The 15,662-nt window shown below is 43.1% G+C and carries 17 protein-coding genes; 10 read left to right on the forward strand and 7 right to left on the reverse strand.

The features are described from left to right. The first annotated feature begins 3 nt into the window (after positions 1-3). From BMZ58_RS10390 to lpdA, 3 genes are read left to right on the forward strand one after another with little or no spacing between them, the layout of a single operon-like run. A complete protein-coding gene (locus BMZ58_RS10390) occupies positions 4-981 on the forward strand; it encodes an alpha-ketoacid dehydrogenase subunit beta (protein WP_075036491.1) in 978 nt (325 codons plus the stop codon). 28 nt (positions 982-1,009) lie between these two features. Continuing rightward, positions 1,010-2,308, forward strand: a complete 1,299-nt coding sequence (locus BMZ58_RS10395; RefSeq protein WP_075036492.1) for a dihydrolipoamide acetyltransferase family protein — start codon at positions 1,010-1,012, stop codon at positions 2,306-2,308. A gap of 3 nt (positions 2,309-2,311) precedes the next feature. Continuing rightward, positions 2,312-3,721: a dihydrolipoyl dehydrogenase gene (gene lpdA / locus BMZ58_RS10400; RefSeq protein WP_075036493.1), complete on the forward strand. Its 1,410-nt coding sequence runs from the start codon at positions 2,312-2,314 to the stop codon at positions 3,719-3,721. A 168-nt stretch (positions 3,722-3,889) separates the two neighbouring features. Here the strand turns inward: lpdA and BMZ58_RS10405 are convergent, their stop codons facing one another. The 3 genes from BMZ58_RS10405 to BMZ58_RS10415 form a co-directional block, all read right to left on the reverse strand. Beyond that, positions 3,890-4,267, reverse strand: a complete 378-nt coding sequence (locus BMZ58_RS10405; protein WP_075036494.1) for a hypothetical protein — start codon at positions 4,265-4,267, stop codon at positions 3,890-3,892. A gap of 334 nt (positions 4,268-4,601) precedes the next feature. Continuing rightward, entirely contained in the window at positions 4,602-6,140 is a 1,539-nt protein-coding gene (locus tag BMZ58_RS10410; RefSeq protein WP_075036495.1) for a glycine betaine uptake BCCT transporter, read from the reverse strand. 17 nt (positions 6,141-6,157) lie between these two features. After that, entirely contained in the window at positions 6,158-7,246 is a 1,089-nt protein-coding gene (locus BMZ58_RS10415; RefSeq protein ID WP_075036496.1) for an FUSC family protein, read from the reverse strand. A 137-nt stretch (positions 7,247-7,383) separates the two neighbouring features. Between BMZ58_RS10415 and BMZ58_RS10420 the strand changes: the two genes are divergently transcribed. Together BMZ58_RS10420 and BMZ58_RS10425 are read left to right on the forward strand one after the other, a co-directional pair. Beyond that, entirely contained in the window at positions 7,384-8,241 is an 858-nt protein-coding gene (locus BMZ58_RS10420) for a polysaccharide deacetylase family protein (protein WP_075036497.1), read from the forward strand. Between the two features lie 193 nt (positions 8,242-8,434). Continuing rightward, positions 8,435-8,548 (forward strand): GapA-binding peptide SR1P, encoded by a 114-nt coding sequence (locus BMZ58_RS10425; RefSeq protein ID WP_075036498.1) that lies wholly within the window; start codon positions 8,435-8,437, stop codon positions 8,546-8,548. 192 nt (positions 8,549-8,740) lie between these two features. On the opposite strand, the gene BMZ58_RS10430 is transcribed toward BMZ58_RS10425, so the two are convergent. Then, positions 8,741-10,210 carry an aminotransferase class I/II-fold pyridoxal phosphate-dependent enzyme gene (locus tag BMZ58_RS10430; RefSeq protein WP_075036499.1) on the reverse strand — a complete coding sequence of 490 codons (1,470 nt, stop codon included), beginning with the start codon at positions 10,208-10,210 and terminating at the stop codon, positions 8,741-8,743. 125 nt (positions 10,211-10,335) lie between these two features. Between BMZ58_RS10430 and BMZ58_RS10435 the strand changes: the two genes are divergently transcribed. Continuing rightward, a complete protein-coding gene (locus tag BMZ58_RS10435; protein ID WP_075036500.1) occupies positions 10,336-11,295 on the forward strand; it encodes an NAD(P)H-dependent flavin oxidoreductase in 960 nt (319 codons plus the stop codon). Positions 11,296-11,306: 11 nt separating this feature from the next. Then, entirely contained in the window at positions 11,307-11,579 is a 273-nt protein-coding gene (locus BMZ58_RS10440; RefSeq protein WP_075036501.1) for a UPF0223 family protein, read from the forward strand. A 79-nt stretch (positions 11,580-11,658) separates the two neighbouring features. Here BMZ58_RS10440 and BMZ58_RS10445 read toward each other — a convergent pair whose 3' ends face one another. Further along, positions 11,659-12,294, reverse strand: coding sequence for a YktB family protein (locus BMZ58_RS10445; RefSeq protein ID WP_075036502.1), 636 nt, complete (start codon positions 12,292-12,294; stop codon positions 11,659-11,661). Between the two features lie 179 nt (positions 12,295-12,473). Between BMZ58_RS10445 and BMZ58_RS10450 the strand changes: the two genes are divergently transcribed. After that, entirely contained in the window at positions 12,474-12,665 is a 192-nt protein-coding gene (locus BMZ58_RS10450) for a hypothetical protein (RefSeq protein WP_075036503.1), read from the forward strand. A 1,008-nt stretch (positions 12,666-13,673) separates the two neighbouring features. Continuing rightward, on the forward strand, positions 13,674-14,483 hold the full coding sequence (locus tag BMZ58_RS10460; protein WP_075036505.1) for an inositol monophosphatase family protein: 810 nt from the start codon (positions 13,674-13,676) through the stop codon (positions 14,481-14,483). Between the two features lie 55 nt (positions 14,484-14,538). Here the strand turns inward: BMZ58_RS10460 and BMZ58_RS10465 are convergent, their stop codons facing one another. Further along, the gene (locus BMZ58_RS10465; protein ID WP_244151533.1) at positions 14,539-14,706 is read right to left on the reverse strand and encodes a hypothetical protein; all 168 of its coding nucleotides are present in this window, start codon (positions 14,704-14,706) and stop codon (positions 14,539-14,541) included. Positions 14,707-14,853: 147 nt separating this feature from the next. Between BMZ58_RS10465 and BMZ58_RS10470 the strand changes: the two genes are divergently transcribed. Continuing rightward, positions 14,854-15,234: a YlaH-like family protein gene (locus BMZ58_RS10470; protein WP_075036507.1), complete on the forward strand. Its 381-nt coding sequence runs from the start codon at positions 14,854-14,856 to the stop codon at positions 15,232-15,234. Positions 15,235-15,356: 122 nt separating this feature from the next. Here the strand turns inward: BMZ58_RS10470 and BMZ58_RS10475 are convergent, their stop codons facing one another. Next, positions 15,357-15,560, reverse strand: coding sequence for a YlaI family protein (locus tag BMZ58_RS10475; protein ID WP_075036508.1), 204 nt, complete (start codon positions 15,558-15,560; stop codon positions 15,357-15,359). Between the last annotated feature and the right edge of the window lie 102 nt (positions 15,561-15,662).

Consider the following 15,662-nt stretch of genomic DNA (forward strand, 5'->3'; position numbering starts at 1 on the left):
ATCATGGCACAAATGACAATGATCCAAGCCATCACAGATGCGATGCGCACTGAACTTAAAAATGATGAAAACGTCCTGATTTTCGGTGAAGACGTTGGTCAGAACGGCGGAGTATTCCGTGCCACAGAAGGCCTTCAGCAAGAATTCGGCGAAGATCGTGTATTCGATACACCACTAGCTGAATCCGGAATCGGTGGTATGTCTATCGGACTTGCTCTTACAGGCTTCCGTCCAGTACCTGAAATCCAATTCTTCGGTTTCGTTTATGAAACAATGGATGCAATCAGCGGTCAAATGGCTCGTTATCGTTACCGTTCTGGTGGTACACGTCCTATGCCGATCACTGTTCGTTCTCCATTCGGCGGCGGTGTACACACACCAGAACTTCACGCAGACAGCCTTGAAGGACTAATGGCACAACAGCCTGGTCTACGTGTCGTAATCCCATCTAATCCATATGATGCGAAAGGTCTTTTGATCTCTTCCATCCGTAATAATGATCCAGTCATCTTCCTTGAGCACATGAAGCTTTACCGTTCATTCCGTGAAGAAGTGCCGGAAGAAGAATATACAGTAGAATTAGACAAAGCTGCAGTTAAGCGTGAAGGAACGGACGTTACCTTGGTTGCCTACGGCGCAATGGTACATTCATGCCTTAAAGCTGCGGAAGAACTTGAAAAAGACGGGGTTAGTGCAGAAGTCATCGACTTGCGTACGGTCGCACCTGTCGACTATGAAACAATCCTTGAATCAGTGAAGAAAACTAACCGTGCGGTTGTTGTCCAAGAAGCTCAAAAACAAGCAGGTATTGCTTCGGCCGTTGTTTCTGAAATTCAAGAAAAAGCCATTCTTCACCTGGAAGCACCAGTATTGCGCGTAGCTGCACCAGATACAGTTTACGCATTTACTCAAGCAGAAGAAGTATGGTTGCCAAACCACAACACGATCGTTGAAAAAGTCAACGACGTAATGAACTTTTAATCATCTCTAATACTAGGAGGTAATAACCGTGGCATTTGAATTTAAGCTGCCTGATATCGGTGAAGGTATCCACGAAGGTGAAATAGCAAAATGGTTCGTCAAACCTGGCGACGAAGTTAAAGAAGACGATGTACTTTGTGAAGTACAAAATGATAAAGCTGTTGTCGAAATCCCTTCCCAGGTTGATGGAACAGTCAAAGATATCCATGTAGACGAGGGAGAAACAACAACTGTAGGAACTGTCATCATTACTATCGATGACGGATCTGAAGATGCACCAGCTTCCGAGGAGCCGAAAGAAGAGCCTAAGGGAGAAAAACAAGAAGCTTCTAAGGAAGAAAGCAAAGAAGAGAAGACAGAACAACCAGCAGCTTCTTCTGATGACAGTGATGTCGATGAAGATAAGCGCGTTGTCGCCATGCCTTCTGTTCGTAAATTTGCTCGTGACAATGATGTCGATATCCGTAAAGTCCAAGGATCCGGCAAAAACGGTCGCGTTTTAAAAGAAGATGTAGAAAGCTTCATGAACGGTGGTCAAGCAGAAGCGGCTACGGAAGCACCAGCAGAAGAGAAACAAGAAGAGGCAGCAAGCACGCAGCAAGCAGCACCAGCTGCAGGCGAAGCTTATCCAGAAACTCGTGAGAAGATGAGCGGAATCCGCAAAGCGATTTCTAAAGCTATGGTTAACTCCAAGCATACAGCTCCTCACGTAACATTGATGGATGAAGTAGATGTTTCCGAACTTGTTGCTCACCGTAAGAAATTCAAATCAGTCGCTGCAGAGCAGGATATCAAGCTGACTTACCTTCCATATGTCGTGAAGTCTCTTGTGTCTACTCTGAAGAAGTACCCAGTTCTTAATACGTCAATTGACGACAAAACGGATGAAATTATTCAGAAACACTATTATAATATTGGTATCGCAGCAGATACGGAGAAAGGACTTATGGTTCCAGTTGTTAAAGACGCGGATCGCAAGTCAGTCTTCTCCATCTCCAGCGAAATCAACGAACTAGCTGTGAAAGCTCGTGACGGTAAACTATCAGCAGAAGAAATGAAAGGTGCTTCCACTACAATTACAAATATCGGATCTGCAGGTGGCCAGTGGTTCACACCGGTTATCAACCACCCGGAAGTTGCGATCCTTGGTATCGGACGAATTGCAGACAAGCCTATCGTACGTGATGGCGAAGTTGTAGTAGCTCCCGTTCTTGCCATTTCCTTAAGCTTCGACCACCGTATTATCGATGGTGCGACAGCTCAGCATGCAATGAACAACATCAAGCGTTTACTGAACGATCCACAACTAATCATGATGGAGGCGTAAAGTATGGTAGTAGGAGATTTCCCAATTGAACTAGACACATTAGTTGTCGGTGCGGGTCCTGGCGGTTATGTTGCCGCCATCCGCGCTGCACAATCTGGCCAAAATGTAACGATCGTTGATAAAGGCAACCTAGGCGGCGTTTGTTTGAACGTTGGTTGTGTGCCTTCTAAAGCGTTGATCCAGGCTGGTCACCGTTATGAACATGCTCAAGGTGCAGAAGACATGGGCATCAAATCGGAAAATACAACCGTTGACTTCTCTAAAGTACAAGAGTGGAAAGGCGGCGTTGTAAACAAACTGACAGGCGGTGTTGAAGGTCTCCTTAAAGGAAACAAAGTCGACATCGTAAAAGGTGAAGTTTACTTCGTAGACAAAAACACGGTTCGCGTAATGGATGAAAAGAATTCTCAGACGTACACGTTCAACAATTGCATCATTGCAACAGGTTCCCGTCCGATTGAGATTCCTTCTTTCAAATTCTCTGATCGTGTCCTGGATTCAACAGGCGCGTTGAACCTTGAAGAGATTCCAAGCAAGATGGTCGTTATCGGCGGCGGTTACATCGGTACAGAGCTTGGTACTGCTTATGCGAACTTCGGAACAGAAGTAACCATCCTTGAAGGTACGAAAGATATTCTTGGTGGTTTCGAGAAGCAAATGACTTCCATTGTTAAAAAGCGTCTGAAGAAAAAAGGCGTAGAAGTCATCACAGAAGCAATGGCTCAAGGTGTTGAGGAAACGGATAACGGCGTTACAGTGAAGTATGAAGCTAAAGGGGAAGAAAAATCCATCGATGCTGATTATGTTCTTGTAACCGTTGGTCGTCGTCCGAACACAGAAGAAATTGGTCTGGAAGATCTTGGCGTGAAAATGAGCGACAAAGGTATCATCGAGATCGATAAACAGTGCCGTACTAGCATTGATAACATTTATGCGATCGGTGACATTGTTGATGGACCACCACTTGCTCACAAAGCTTCTTATGAAGGTAAAATCGCTGCAGAAGCGATTTCTGGTGAGAAGTCTGAGATCGACTATCTAGGTATCCCGGCTGTCGTATTCTCTGATCCTGAACTAGCATCTGTCGGTTATACGGAGCAGGAAGCGAAAGACGCTGGATATGATGTTAAAGCATCGAAGTTCCCGTTCGCAGCAAACGGACGTGCTCTATCTCTTAACGAAAATGAAGGTTTCTTGAAGCTAGTCACACGTAAAGAAGATGGTCTTGTTATCGGTGCTCAAATCGCTGGTGCAAATGCCAGTGATATGATTGCTGAGCTTGGCTTGGCTATTGAATCTGGTATGACAGCTGAAGACTTGGCACTTACTATCCATGCTCACCCAACTCTTGGTGAGATCACGATGGAAGCTGCTGAAGTTGCGATCGATCAACCGATTCACATTGTGAAGTAATAATAGAAAGAACCCGGTATGCTCCTGCAAGCATACCGGGTTTTTTATGTACCAGACTTTTTTTCCTAATCAAAAAGCTAATATAGAATTAGGACTGAACGATTAATAAAAAGGGGGAAGAGACATAAAACCCCTCTGTAACTCTTACAGAAGGGTTAGTAGTATATATTATCTTGAGGCTACAGTAACATTTTTTTCAAGAGCCATTAAAATTTCTTTGCGTGGGTTTTCTCCGGAGATAGTTGTGATGGTCTTTCCTTTTTCCTTAACTACAAGTACAGGTAATTCGTCATCAGGGATGTTCAGGTGATCCTTTTTCGTTTCAGACTGTTTAAATTGGAGCTCTGTCGCATCTTCTTGTTTAAGTTTCCAGTCGAGCAATGCACTCATATAATCTTGTGCTGTATTTTCATTTTCTGAATCTGTATATAAATGAAGTTCATAATCCTTTGGCGTAGCTGTAAGTACCTGGATATCTTCTGATTGGTGTAAACAACCTGCTAAGAGGAGAATTGCGCATAAAGACAATAATAGTCGATTCACCATTGATAGAACACTCCCTTGTCGATTAATCCATTTCTATTGTAACAAGCCTGGCAGTGATTTATTCGACTGTTATCATTTTGTCATCTAAATGATAGGGCAGTGTTTTATATTGACACTCTTTGTAAAACAAGGATGGAAGGAACGGGGGCCGCTTACCATTCCTAAGCACTACACCTCCATAAATCGTGAAAGGGGCTCATATTCTCTACCATTTATTCTAAGGGACAGGATCCAACAAAAAAACGCGTGGAATCAGATTTGAGAATCTTGATTCCACGCGTTTTAAAATGACAGTGATTTTATCCTGTGCGTACCTGTTTCTTACAGGTATGTTTTAGCGAGTTTTCTTCTTTTTCAAATCGATCTTTTTCGCTTCATCCTGGAACGCGTTCAATAAGGAGAAGCAAATGAGAATCATGATGAAAGTGAACGGAAAAGCTGCGATAATAGCTGCCGTTTGCAGGGCACCTAAACCACCTTGCCAAAGTAGAACAGCTGCTGCACCAGCTTGAATGATTCCCCAAGTAAATTTAACCTGGTTTTTCGGATTCAAGCTGCCATTCGTTGTCTGCATTCCTAATACGAAAGTAGCGGAGTCAGCAGACGTTACGAAAAATGTACTGATCAACAGCAATGCGATGATAGACATGACAGCACCAAGCGGAATATGCTGAAGCATAGAGAATAGGGCAACCTCGGTACCTAGTTCCTGTACATCAGTATAGATATCTACGCCATCGAAGAATTCAAGTGAAATGGCTGTCCCGCCGAATACAGAGAACCATAGCGCACCAAAAATAGTTGGTACAAGAAGTACACCGAGGATGAATTCACGAATCGTACGTCCCCGGGATACACGGGCGATGAATGTTCCTACAAATGGAGCCCAGGAAATCCACCAAGCCCAGTAGAAGATGGTCCAACCTTGGACCCATGAGTTATCTTCCGCAAAAGGAGTCAAACGGAAACTCATATATGGTAAATCACGAACATAAGAACCGAATGTCGTGGTGAAATAATCCATGATAAAGTTCGTAGGTCCTGCGAATAACAAGAATACCATCAGTAAAATAGCAAGTACGATATTGGTGTTACTGAGGTATTTAATTCCTTTATTCAATCCAGTCATGGCAGAGATCATAAATAATACAGTAACGACACCAATGATGGCTAATTGCAATCCGAAAGTGTCTTCCAGACCGTCGATTGTATAGGCTAGTCCACTGGAAATCTGCAAGGCACCTAATCCCAGGGATGTAGCCACACCGAAAATGGTTGCAAAAACAGCAATAAAATCAATAAGTGTGCCGATTGGGCCTTTGACCCTTTTCTCACCTAGAACTGGTGTAAGGGCAGCACTGATGACCCCAGGTGCATCCTTTCTGAACTTGAAGTAAGCAAGTGCCAAAGCGAGTACAGCGTAAATAGCCCATGGGTGTAAGCCCCAGTGGAAGAACGAGTACTTCAAAGCTGACTGGGCGGCATCTTCACTAGTCGGTGCTTCACCGATTCTAGCCGGCGTGTGGAAGTGGGATAGTGGTTCTGCAGCACCCCAGAAAACCAGGCCGATTCCCATACCAGCACTGAATAGCATAGCGAACCATGTGATATATGGATACTCCGGTTCATCATCCGGTTTACCTAGTTTGATATTTCCATATTTAGAGAAGATCAAAAAGATAGCAAAAATCAAGAATCCTGTAGCTGATAACAGGTAGAACCAACCGAATTTGTCAGTTAAAAAACCTTGAATGTTCGATGTTACATTAGATAAATTCCATGTCGGCAATGTTTCTTCAGGGATGACTCCCCAACCGATGAATAACAATGCCACCACAACGGAAATATAGAATACCTTCGTGACTTGATTCATAACTAACATCCCTCCTATTAAGTATCGTTTTGTCCCCCCGGACTCCCATAACATTGTTTTATTAATTGCTTTTGTTTGTGGGAAAGATTTTGTAATTCTTCCAACACGTCGTGAAAACAAAGCAATTCATAAATCAAAATCGTTTGCGGGGGAAGATGGTGTCTGTAAGCTGTTTGTCTTACAACATGGTCTTCTTTCCATTTCCAGAATGCATCATCTAACTTATGGACCATTTCAAACTGGGTCTCACGAATGGTATGTGTAGGATCGCTCAACACTCGAGAATATTCATCTGTCAAATCAAGTAAAAGATGTTTTTCATCTTCGCGAAAGTCAGAGCTTTTTGTTTGTACATACTGCAAGTTACCCAGGTGATAAGCAATTTGCTGAAAAGCTGCCAACTTTCGTTGAGACAGTTGAAAAGCGACCATCTCTTCTTCTGTGTGGCGATGGTACTTCCATTCTTCTCGCTGAAATTGCGATAATTGATGTGTTTGCTCCAAATGGGCGGTCAATTGGCGGTAAGACCTTTGAATGGCTCGGGTTTTCTCTTTAGATTCTGCTGTAACGTCATAAATTATTCGCTTGAGAAGCAGGCCAGCATGATTATACAAATCATTGATGTTTTTGTAAATCATCGGCGAATAATTCGGAGGCAGCAGGAAAAAATTCACAAAAGTAGAAATGATGATCCCAATGGATGTAGTACCCAATCGTGTGATGAATGAAACAAAATACTGATCTTGAAAGTCGGGAATCATCGCTGTAGCGGTGATAGTGGCAACGATAATCCCGTCATCCAGTTTCATTTTATGACAGACTGCGATCGTGAGCATTGCAACAAGTGCGAATGTCAACGCCCCTTTGCCAAACAATCCATAAAAAGTCGTTGAAAGCAAAGCACCGATAGCGGAAGCTGGAAAACGTACAGCAGCTTTTTTAATAGAGTCTGCAGCCGTGTGTTCAATGGTGACAATCGCCGTTATGACTGCAAAAATAATAGGCAAATTAAAAAAACCGCAAATCAATGCAGTAAAAAAGACAGAAATCCCTGTTTTTAATGTCCGGCTTCCTAAAAATTTGAATTTTTTCAAAGATTGTAGCATTTTTAATCACCCATATGTAGGAGTCATAAGACCACGATTTAATATTATATAATAAATTACCCGAAAACGATAGAAAAAATGTAGAATAATCTTATATAATGGAGAAAGTGGAAATACATAACAGTGGAGGGACACCAATGAAAAAATGGGCCGGAATGCTTTTCGTCTTACTTTTTTTACTTTCTGCCTGCTCGGAAGCGGAGAATGAGAAAGTAAATGAAGGAGCGGAGGTACAAGAGGAAGAAGTGACAGGGGAAGCAGAAAAAGAGAAGTCAGGAGAGGAAGAAGGAACAACAGAGGAAGAAGAGGAAGAAGAAGCAAAAACGGAACAAGAAGAAAAAACAGAAGAAGTCGCGAAAACAATACAACCTCAATATGAGATCACCTCTAACTGGACGTTCAAGCCAATCGGTGATGCAAATCCGCAAGTGGCTTTACTGACGATTGATGATGCACCAGACGCTCACGCTGTAGAGATGGCAAAAACATTGAAAGAAAAGAATGCACCAGCAATCTTTTTCGTGAACGGCCATTTCATCGATGAACCGGAGGAAAAAGAGAGGTTGAAGGAAATTTATGAATTGGGATTTCCAATAGGGAACCACACAGATTCCCATAGTAACCTGAAGGATTTGAGTGAAGAAGAACAAAGAGAAGAAATTGTCGGGCTGAATGATAAAATAGAAGAAATCATCGGAGAACGCCCGAGCTTTTTCCGAGCACCTTTCGGATCGAACACAGATTATTCCAGAAATCTTGCTCAGGAAGAAGGGATGCTCGTCATGAACTGGACGTATGGTTATGACTGGGAAAGCGAGTATCAGGATGCTTCTGCACTGGCAGATATTATGGTTAACACCCCGCTTCTTAATAATGGAGCTAATTTGCTTATGCATGACCGGGAATGGACGAATGAAGCACTTGGCTCCATCGTCGATGGTTTACGGGAAAAAGGATATGAATTATTGGATCCAGCACGAATCAAAACTCCATAAAATGTGAAAGGTCATCCACCGGGATGGCTTTTTTTGTACTATAAAATAAATTAAGTTCATAAAATGATAGGAAGAAAAATTATTAGTATGTCACAATTTACAAAAAGTTATACTTTTGGGCTTGATTTTTAGATTGTGTCATATTAGAATGTAATTACATTGAAAACGATTACAAATAAGGGAGTGGATGCTAATGGGTACAATCGTTTGTAAAGACTGTCAAAAGGTAATCGAGCATTATGAAAATGAAAAGGTTTCAACGCTTTATGGCACATGTCCGACATGCAACAAAACAGAAGAAAAATAAACAGATACTTTCTGTGAAGTAAATATTAAAGGACCGGGCAGATGCCCGGTTCTTTTTTGTGAAGCAAGATTCCATTTGCGCATGCTGTTTCACGCGCAAAACTGCTGAGTCGCGCGTAAAACCGCTGAGCCGGGCGCAAAACCGACGAGCCGCGCACAAAATAAAAAAGAAGCCCGCATCAGGCTTCTTTTTTTATTTGAAAGCTTTCTGTTCCCGAATAACTTGAATCGTCTCAAGTGTGTCATCTTCTGGTCCTTGAACAGGTAATCCTGCTTCCACATTTTCGTGGATATAGTCCACGTTTTCAGCTGTAATGATTTCTCCCGGTATGAAGATTGGTATTCCTGGAGGGTATACCATCACAAACTCTGCACTGATCCTGCCAACCGCATCGGTAAGTGGTACGGTTTCTGTTGCTGCATAAAAAGCTTCCCTCGGTGATAGGGCGAGAACGGGAATATCCGGTACTTTAACAGGAATGTTTTTCAATTCTTCTGATGCTGTGCATTGGTTTGCTAAGTGTTGCAATGCTTCTACAAGCATATGGATTTCCTCTTCCGTATCACCAGGTGTTATGATGCAGAGGATGTTATAGAGGTCTGAAAGTTCGACTTCAATATTATAGTTTTCGCGAAGCCATACTTCTACATCGTAACCTGACAAACCGAGTTTTTTTACGGAAATGATCAATTTCGTCGGGTCGAAGTCGACGGTTGCATCACTGGTCAATATCTCACTGCCAGGACAATAGATTGCAGGGATCTCATTCAGTCTAACCCGTGCGAGATCAGATAGGCGTAATGTTTCATCCAACAGTGTTTTTCCGTTGATGGCTAAGTGGCGTCTTGCTGTATCAAGACTTGCAAGCAAAATATAAGATGTAGAGGTCGTGTGCAGCATCGATAGAATGGATTGTACTCTTTCTTGGGAAACGAGCCCCTCGCGCAAATTCAGTACAGAACTTTGAGTAAGCGAGCCGCCAAGCTTATGAACACTCGTTGCTGCCATATCCGCTCCTGCTTGCATAGCTGAAAGGGGGAGCCTGTCATGAAAATGGATATGAACCCCGTGGGCTTCGTCAACGAGCACAGGTATATCATAACCGCGAGCAATAGAAACGATTTCTTTCAAATCTGCTGTCACGCCGAAATACGTTGGATTGATGACAAGTAAGCCTTTTGCATCTGGATGAGCCTCGCATGCTTTTTTCACTGCATCCGATGTTATTCCATGGGAGATTCCGAAACGGTCATCAAGCTCGGGATGGATGAATACAGGCTTGGCTCCTGAAAATATGATCGCTGTCGTTATCGATTTGTGGACATTTCGCGGCACGATAATTTTATCCCCGGGATAGCAGACACTCATGATCATCGTCATAATCGCCCCTGATGTTCCCTGGACAGAGAAAAAGGTATAATCGGCTCCGAAAGCCTCAGCTGCTAAGTCTTGCGCTTGTTTGATCATCCCTTGAGGGTGGTGCAGGTCATCCAATGGTTCTATATTGATCAGATCAATGGATAAAGCATTTTCTCCGATAAAATTTCTGAACTCCTCATCCATTCCTTTTCCCTTTTTGTGTCCAGGAATGTGGAATTGGATGGGATTTCGTTCTCTATGTTTTTTCAACCCTGTAAATAAGGGCGTTTCATGTTGGTTCATCTGTTGGTCCACCTCTTTAAAATAGAAAAGCAAATGAATTATAGCAGAGTCCTAAATGGCTGGCTAGTCTTTTGTGTATCCTTAACTCAATCATGATAAAATAATGCAAAAGGGAGGGGATGCAAGTGGAATGGAAAACGCGTGTAACAGACTTATTTGGGATTACATACCCGATCATACAGGGGGGTCTCGCCCATTTGGCTTACTCTGATTTGGCAGCAGCTGTATCTAATGCTGGCGGGCTGGGGCAATTGACTGCGATGAGTATGGAAGGGCCGGAACAATTAAGGGAAGAAATCGATCGTGTCAGAGAGAAGACCAGCAGGCCGTTCGGGGTGAATTTTGCAATTGGACAGCATGGCCGCCCTTTTAAGGAAATGGTCCAGGTGGCGGTTGATAAAAAAGTTCCAGCCATTTCTGTAACAGGAGGGAATCCTGCTCCGGTCCTGGACCTTGTTAGCGGAACCGGGATCAAAACACTTGTGCTTGTTGCTGCTAGAAGGCAGGCAGTAAAAGCGGAAGAGTTAGGGGCAGATGCGGTGATGGTTGTCGGCCATGAAGGGGGCGGGCATCTAGGTCGTGATGATGTTGGAACATTCGTTCTGACTCCTGCAGTAGTCGATGCAGTGGACATACCTGTCATCGCTTCCGGCGGTATTGGAGATGGTCGTGGGCTAATGGCAGCTCTCGCTCTTGGGGCAGAAGGAGTGGAGATGGGGACTCGTTTTATTGCGACAAAAGAATGCGTCCATGCACATCCTGCATACCTTCAAGCTCTCCTGGAAGCGGATGAGACATCAACTGCTGTCATCAAGAGAAGTTTGAGAGCCCCTGCGCGTGCCTTGAAAAATGATTGGACAACACGTATTTTAGAGTTGGAAGAACAAGAAGCCGGTTATGAAGGTTTGAAAAATTTTATAAGTGGCGATGCGAATAAAAAGTTCATTTATGACGGAGAAAAAGAAAGCGGGTTCGGCTGGGCGGGGCAAGTTGCTTCCCGTATCAAAGATATTCCGGAAGTAGAAGACCTTTTTAAACGGATCAGGAAAGAGGCGGAAGAAATCCGTGAACGATGGAGTAAATAAGGAGGGAAACCATGAGTTATACCTATCCGATAGATGAAACCTACTGGTCCAAAGAAGAAATCATTGATGTCGTCAATTTTTACAGTATGGTCGAGCAAGCTTATGAAAAAGGGGTAAGCCGCGACGATTTATTGATTGCCTACACGAGGTTCAAACAAATCGTACCATCCAAAAGTGAAGAAAAAACCTTATGCGGACAGTTCGAAAAAGAGTCAGGATACTCTTGTTACCGCACAATCAAACAAGCGAAGTCCCTCAAAAAAGGGGAAAAAGTGAAGATGTAAAAAATAGGCTCATCGACATGATGAGCCTATTTTGCTGTCTAGCAAATTTAGGAGCTATGGGTAAGCATAATCCTCTTTTTTACGATAATTGCTTCGTGTAACGATAGAGAGGTTCTAATGTTTGGAAGGTTTCTTTGCAGAGATTTAGAAAAGCTTCCGGGTCTTTTAAGCGCTCATCCCCGCGTTCTATGTGACGACCACAGAGGATTTCTGCTTTTTTCACAGACTTCAATCGTTCAGTCATATTCAGGAATTTACCTTCATCCACCTCTGATTGAGGGAAGGCCTCTGGTTTAGTGTGGTCCACAGACCATACGTAATCATCAGGGATCTGATCAAGTACCTCTCGCTTGTTTTGTTCTAGCTTATAAGCAAAGTCCTGCTTGATCGGGCTTTCATAGATGACTGCAAACCAAATGAATACATGAGATTCCCATAAACCGACTTGGAAATGGGGGAGCTTTTTGTAACCTCTTTTATTCGAAGCAAGGGCTGCCCAGGTATCATTTGGTGGGTTTGTTTTCCTGCGTGCATGTTTTGCCACATGAACGAACATTTCATCCCCTGTCATTGCGGTAACATCTGGTGCGAGTTCTGTCGTTATAGCTTCTAACTTGGGAGAAATGCGTTCTCTCAATGCTTCCATTCTATTTTCAAGTCCAGGAATGGAAAAAACGTCAAAGTCTTCTTGTGTAAAACCATTAAATGTCGTCATTCTATCAACTCCTACATTTTCTCGGTCTTATTTTATCACAACAATCCCTGGTTACTAAGAGATGTGTTTGCATGGTTTGAATACGGAAAAAATGGGTTACATATAAGTAATCTAATTGAAACTTCTGCCGTGAAAGTGACATATATATAAAGTAAGGATTTGAAAGGGAGGGGTTGGCAGTGAAACATGTCATGGAAGCATTGCGTAAAAGAGAAGCAGAAGAGAAGCTCCCGGTAATCCGTATGGAGATTGATTACGAACTGGTGACATTGCACGATGCAATGATCGGCGGAGATGTCGAGCAGATGAAAAAGACAAAGAGAAGACTCTCTGAACTTCGTAAGCAATTGATTGAATGGTCTATAGAGTAGCGAGCAACAATAAGGTTGCTCGCTTTTTTTGTGTATTATTATTAAGTATGTTGTTAATTGGTAGGGGCGCAGAAGATTCGATTCCGAGACTGTAGTTGAGAAAAAGGGGAAGCGGGGGAGAAGTCGCTTTCCGCGGGGAAGACGGCAAGCCTCCTCGGGCTAAAGCCCTGTGGTGTCTCGCCAGTCTATCCTTTCCGTTCATTATTTAAATTTAAAGTCACCTATAGAATTGAAAGTTTGCCACCCATGTGCTATCCAGCTCCAGCACCTAACGGCTAGTGAGACTTCCCTCGCTTCTGTACGATAAGTCAACATCGAATCGCTAAGCTCTTCGTGTTTCCTTTATCTCCTCCAGCTCTTGGCTAGTTTCGGTGTCTAGCCTCTCGAGGACTTAGGCCTCACAGGAAGTGGGGTCGTTCGGTGTTGCAACAGGACGTTGCGAACTTAACCAAACTTCTTTCCTAGTCATTTCTGGGAGAAGAACACTCCCTGTAATAATTGTTCTTAAGCTTGTCGAGGCTGACCCAGACACCTCCACATTTGAACGTCCAGTCCATATGCCGTTGAGCAAGGTGCTTCCGCATTTAAATTAGGAGTTTCCTCATCCCCGCTGCCCCTTGCCGTATTTATTTCCCGGAGTCGATAGCTCTAAATAAAATTTAAGACCGCAAAAAAGCCTACAAACTTATTGCAGTCGCATCCTAGAGGTATATACATGCACAAGCACACGTATATAAGGTTCGCTCACCTTTCTTTTAGGAGAGATAAACATAGTGTTGGGTGGAGGGGGATGTGCGAGACTCCTGCGGTCGAGGAAGCTTGCCAGTTCCCCCGCAGGTAAGCGAGTTGTTACCCATACAAACCTAGTGCTCTTAGAGTAATGGACCCTGAAAGTCTCTAAGCTGAGTTTTCAAGGTAAGGGAGGTTTATGGGAAAGTTGCATTTGATGCAATATTCGTTTGGTTTTGATACGATAAAGAATGAGACTGATAAAAGGGGTACGATGTTATGGATCAACAGAAAAAGAACGAGATTTTTGATTATGCAAAAGCTTGGGTCTTGGAAGCTGGTGAACGGATCAAATCGAACATTGATTCGCCTCGATCCATTGAAACAAAATCCAACCCGAACGACCTTGTGACAGAAATGGACCAGGAGACAGAACAATTTTTCGCCAAAAAAATAAAAGAAACGTATCCGGACCATTATTTATTGGGAGAAGAAGGGTTCGGTGATGAAATAGAAGACCTTGGCGGAACCGTCTGGATTGTCGATCCGATTGATGGGACGATGAACTTTGTCCACCAAAAGAGGAACTTTGCTATCTCTATCGGTATTTATTACGAAGGAGAAGGGGAAATCGGCCTCATTTATAATGTAATGGAGGAGACTCTATATACCGCTAAACGAGGGGAAGGGGCTTATAAGAACGATGTTAAACTTTCCCCGCTTAATGAAGAACGGCCTTTAAATGAATCGATTCTAGCTCTTAATACATCCTGGATGATTCCAGAGAATCCCCATGTCGATCATCAAGGGATCCATGATCTTGTGAAGAAATTAAGAAGTACAAGATCGTATGGTTCTGCTGCACTGGAATTCGCACTTGTTGCTGAAGGGATTTTGGATGGCTATTTAACAATGACTCTCATGCCATGGGATTATGCAGCAGGTAGTATTCTGGTCCGTGAAGTGGGTGGAATCGTTACCCGGGCGGATAGGGAAGAACTGGATCTTCTTAATAAAACGACAGTACTCGCAAGCCGGCCGAACATACACGAAGAAATATCTTCAGAATACGTACGTCTGAAAAAATAAAAGAAAGCGACCTTTTCGATGAAGGTCGCTTTCTACATGCTTCTTCCATAGCAGGTCAGGATGTTTGTTGTTGGTGTTTCCGTTTTCTTCTTAAACCTACACTCATTAGAGCAAACCCTAAAAAGAAAAGTACACCTGCCAGCCAGAAAATTTCCTGCCCGATCGCAAAGCCGACAGCTACAAAGGATAAAATGACAAGACTTGCTAGTGTTGCGTTATTCATATGGATGTTTTTCATAAGGCTCACCTCTATTCAAGACCATTATAAAGGATTTGTCTAAATAATGAAAATGGTTTCATGGGTAGCATCCGGGAAACCTTTCTAGTATTATAGAAAAGAGATTAATGGGGAACGAAGAGGAGGGACATCATGACTGATACGTCTACACTGCCAGTCCCGACAGATCTATGGCCTGTTGCGGATTTCTTTTTTCAGGGCTTTGGCAGCGAAGTTAACTTAAATGATGAAAGCGAAGTAGGGTTGTTATTTCGTTCTTTCATGCTACTATACTTAACTACGGTCATTCTGGCAATTATTACTTTCAAACTAGGTTTTGCAAGAAAACTACCTTTGATGAAGACCATTGTCGTCTATGCCGTGTTGATCATTGGAACATTTGTGCTTACACTGTTTCTTGGTTTGAATTTACCAATTCCAGAGAGTTTACTCGTGGCTGCACTCATTCTCGGGATTTATCGGCTTCGCCTTCATAAAGAACGGGGAGCTCGCCAGCAAAACGAATCATCATAACATAACCCCCCTTCCGGCTTCCGGGAAGGGGGGTTATTAATCGAAGTGATGTCCAGCGTCAGTGTCTACCCCCTCGAGATGTTGAGCTTGTCGGGGGTGAACAAGGCGCTTGCACTATTTTGTCAACTTAAATGCTTTTCTTTTTTTCGCTCTTTGTTAAAACGGAAATTACCCGTGGCTAAGCGTTTGTTCGTCTTTTCTTCAATTCGGTCGTGGCAGGATTGACACATGTACGTGTGAATCTGCCGGTTACGTAGCCGTTTTGCTTGTAGACAAAAACTATCTATTTTTTCAACTTTATCGCATATCACGCATTGTACACGCATCTTTTCACCTCTATTTTCCATTCGATTACATATAGTTTAACATATTCTGTTTTTTTAAAATAGATGAAGTTTCCACGTTTGACTGGGGATGGGAATGGGAAT

The sequence above is a fragment of the Halobacillus dabanensis genome (assembly GCF_900114165.1).
In the GTDB taxonomy this organism is placed as follows: Bacteria; Bacillota; Bacilli; order Bacillales; family Halobacillaceae; genus Halobacillus; species Halobacillus dabanensis.

What these genes read in the sequence shown, in the direction of transcription:
- BMZ58_RS10390 (WP_075036491.1), top strand. Translation starts at nt 4, where the DNA reads ATGGCACAAATGACAATGATCCAAGCCATCACAGATGCGATGCGCACT.
- lpdA (WP_075036493.1), top strand. Translation starts at nt 2,312, where the DNA reads ATGGTAGTAGGAGATTTCCCAATTGAACTAGACACATTAGTTGTCGGT.
- BMZ58_RS10405 (WP_075036494.1), bottom strand. Translation starts at nt 4,267, where the DNA reads ATGGTGAATCGACTATTATTGTCTTTATGCGCAATTCTCCTCTTAGCA.
- BMZ58_RS10410 (WP_075036495.1), bottom strand. Translation starts at nt 6,140, where the DNA reads ATGAATCAAGTCACGAAGGTATTCTATATTTCCGTTGTGGTGGCATTG.
- BMZ58_RS10415 (WP_075036496.1), bottom strand. Translation starts at nt 7,246, where the DNA reads ATGCTACAATCTTTGAAAAAATTCAAATTTTTAGGAAGCCGGACATTA.
- BMZ58_RS10420 (WP_075036497.1), top strand. Translation starts at nt 7,384, where the DNA reads ATGAAAAAATGGGCCGGAATGCTTTTCGTCTTACTTTTTTTACTTTCT.
- BMZ58_RS10425 (WP_075036498.1), top strand. Translation starts at nt 8,435, where the DNA reads ATGGGTACAATCGTTTGTAAAGACTGTCAAAAGGTAATCGAGCATTAT.
- BMZ58_RS10430 (WP_075036499.1), bottom strand. Translation starts at nt 10,210, where the DNA reads ATGAACCAACATGAAACGCCCTTATTTACAGGGTTGAAAAAACATAGA.
- BMZ58_RS10440 (WP_075036501.1), top strand. Translation starts at nt 11,307, where the DNA reads ATGAGTTATACCTATCCGATAGATGAAACCTACTGGTCCAAAGAAGAA.
- BMZ58_RS10445 (WP_075036502.1), bottom strand. Translation starts at nt 12,294, where the DNA reads ATGACGACATTTAATGGTTTTACACAAGAAGACTTTGACGTTTTTTCC.
- BMZ58_RS10460 (WP_075036505.1), top strand. Translation starts at nt 13,674, where the DNA reads ATGGATCAACAGAAAAAGAACGAGATTTTTGATTATGCAAAAGCTTGG.
- BMZ58_RS10465 (WP_244151533.1), bottom strand. Translation starts at nt 14,706, where the DNA reads ATGAATAACGCAACACTAGCAAGTCTTGTCATTTTATCCTTTGTAGCT.
- BMZ58_RS10470 (WP_075036507.1), top strand. Translation starts at nt 14,854, where the DNA reads ATGACTGATACGTCTACACTGCCAGTCCCGACAGATCTATGGCCTGTT.
- BMZ58_RS10475 (WP_075036508.1), bottom strand. Translation starts at nt 15,560, where the DNA reads ATGCGTGTACAATGCGTGATATGCGATAAAGTTGAAAAAATAGATAGT.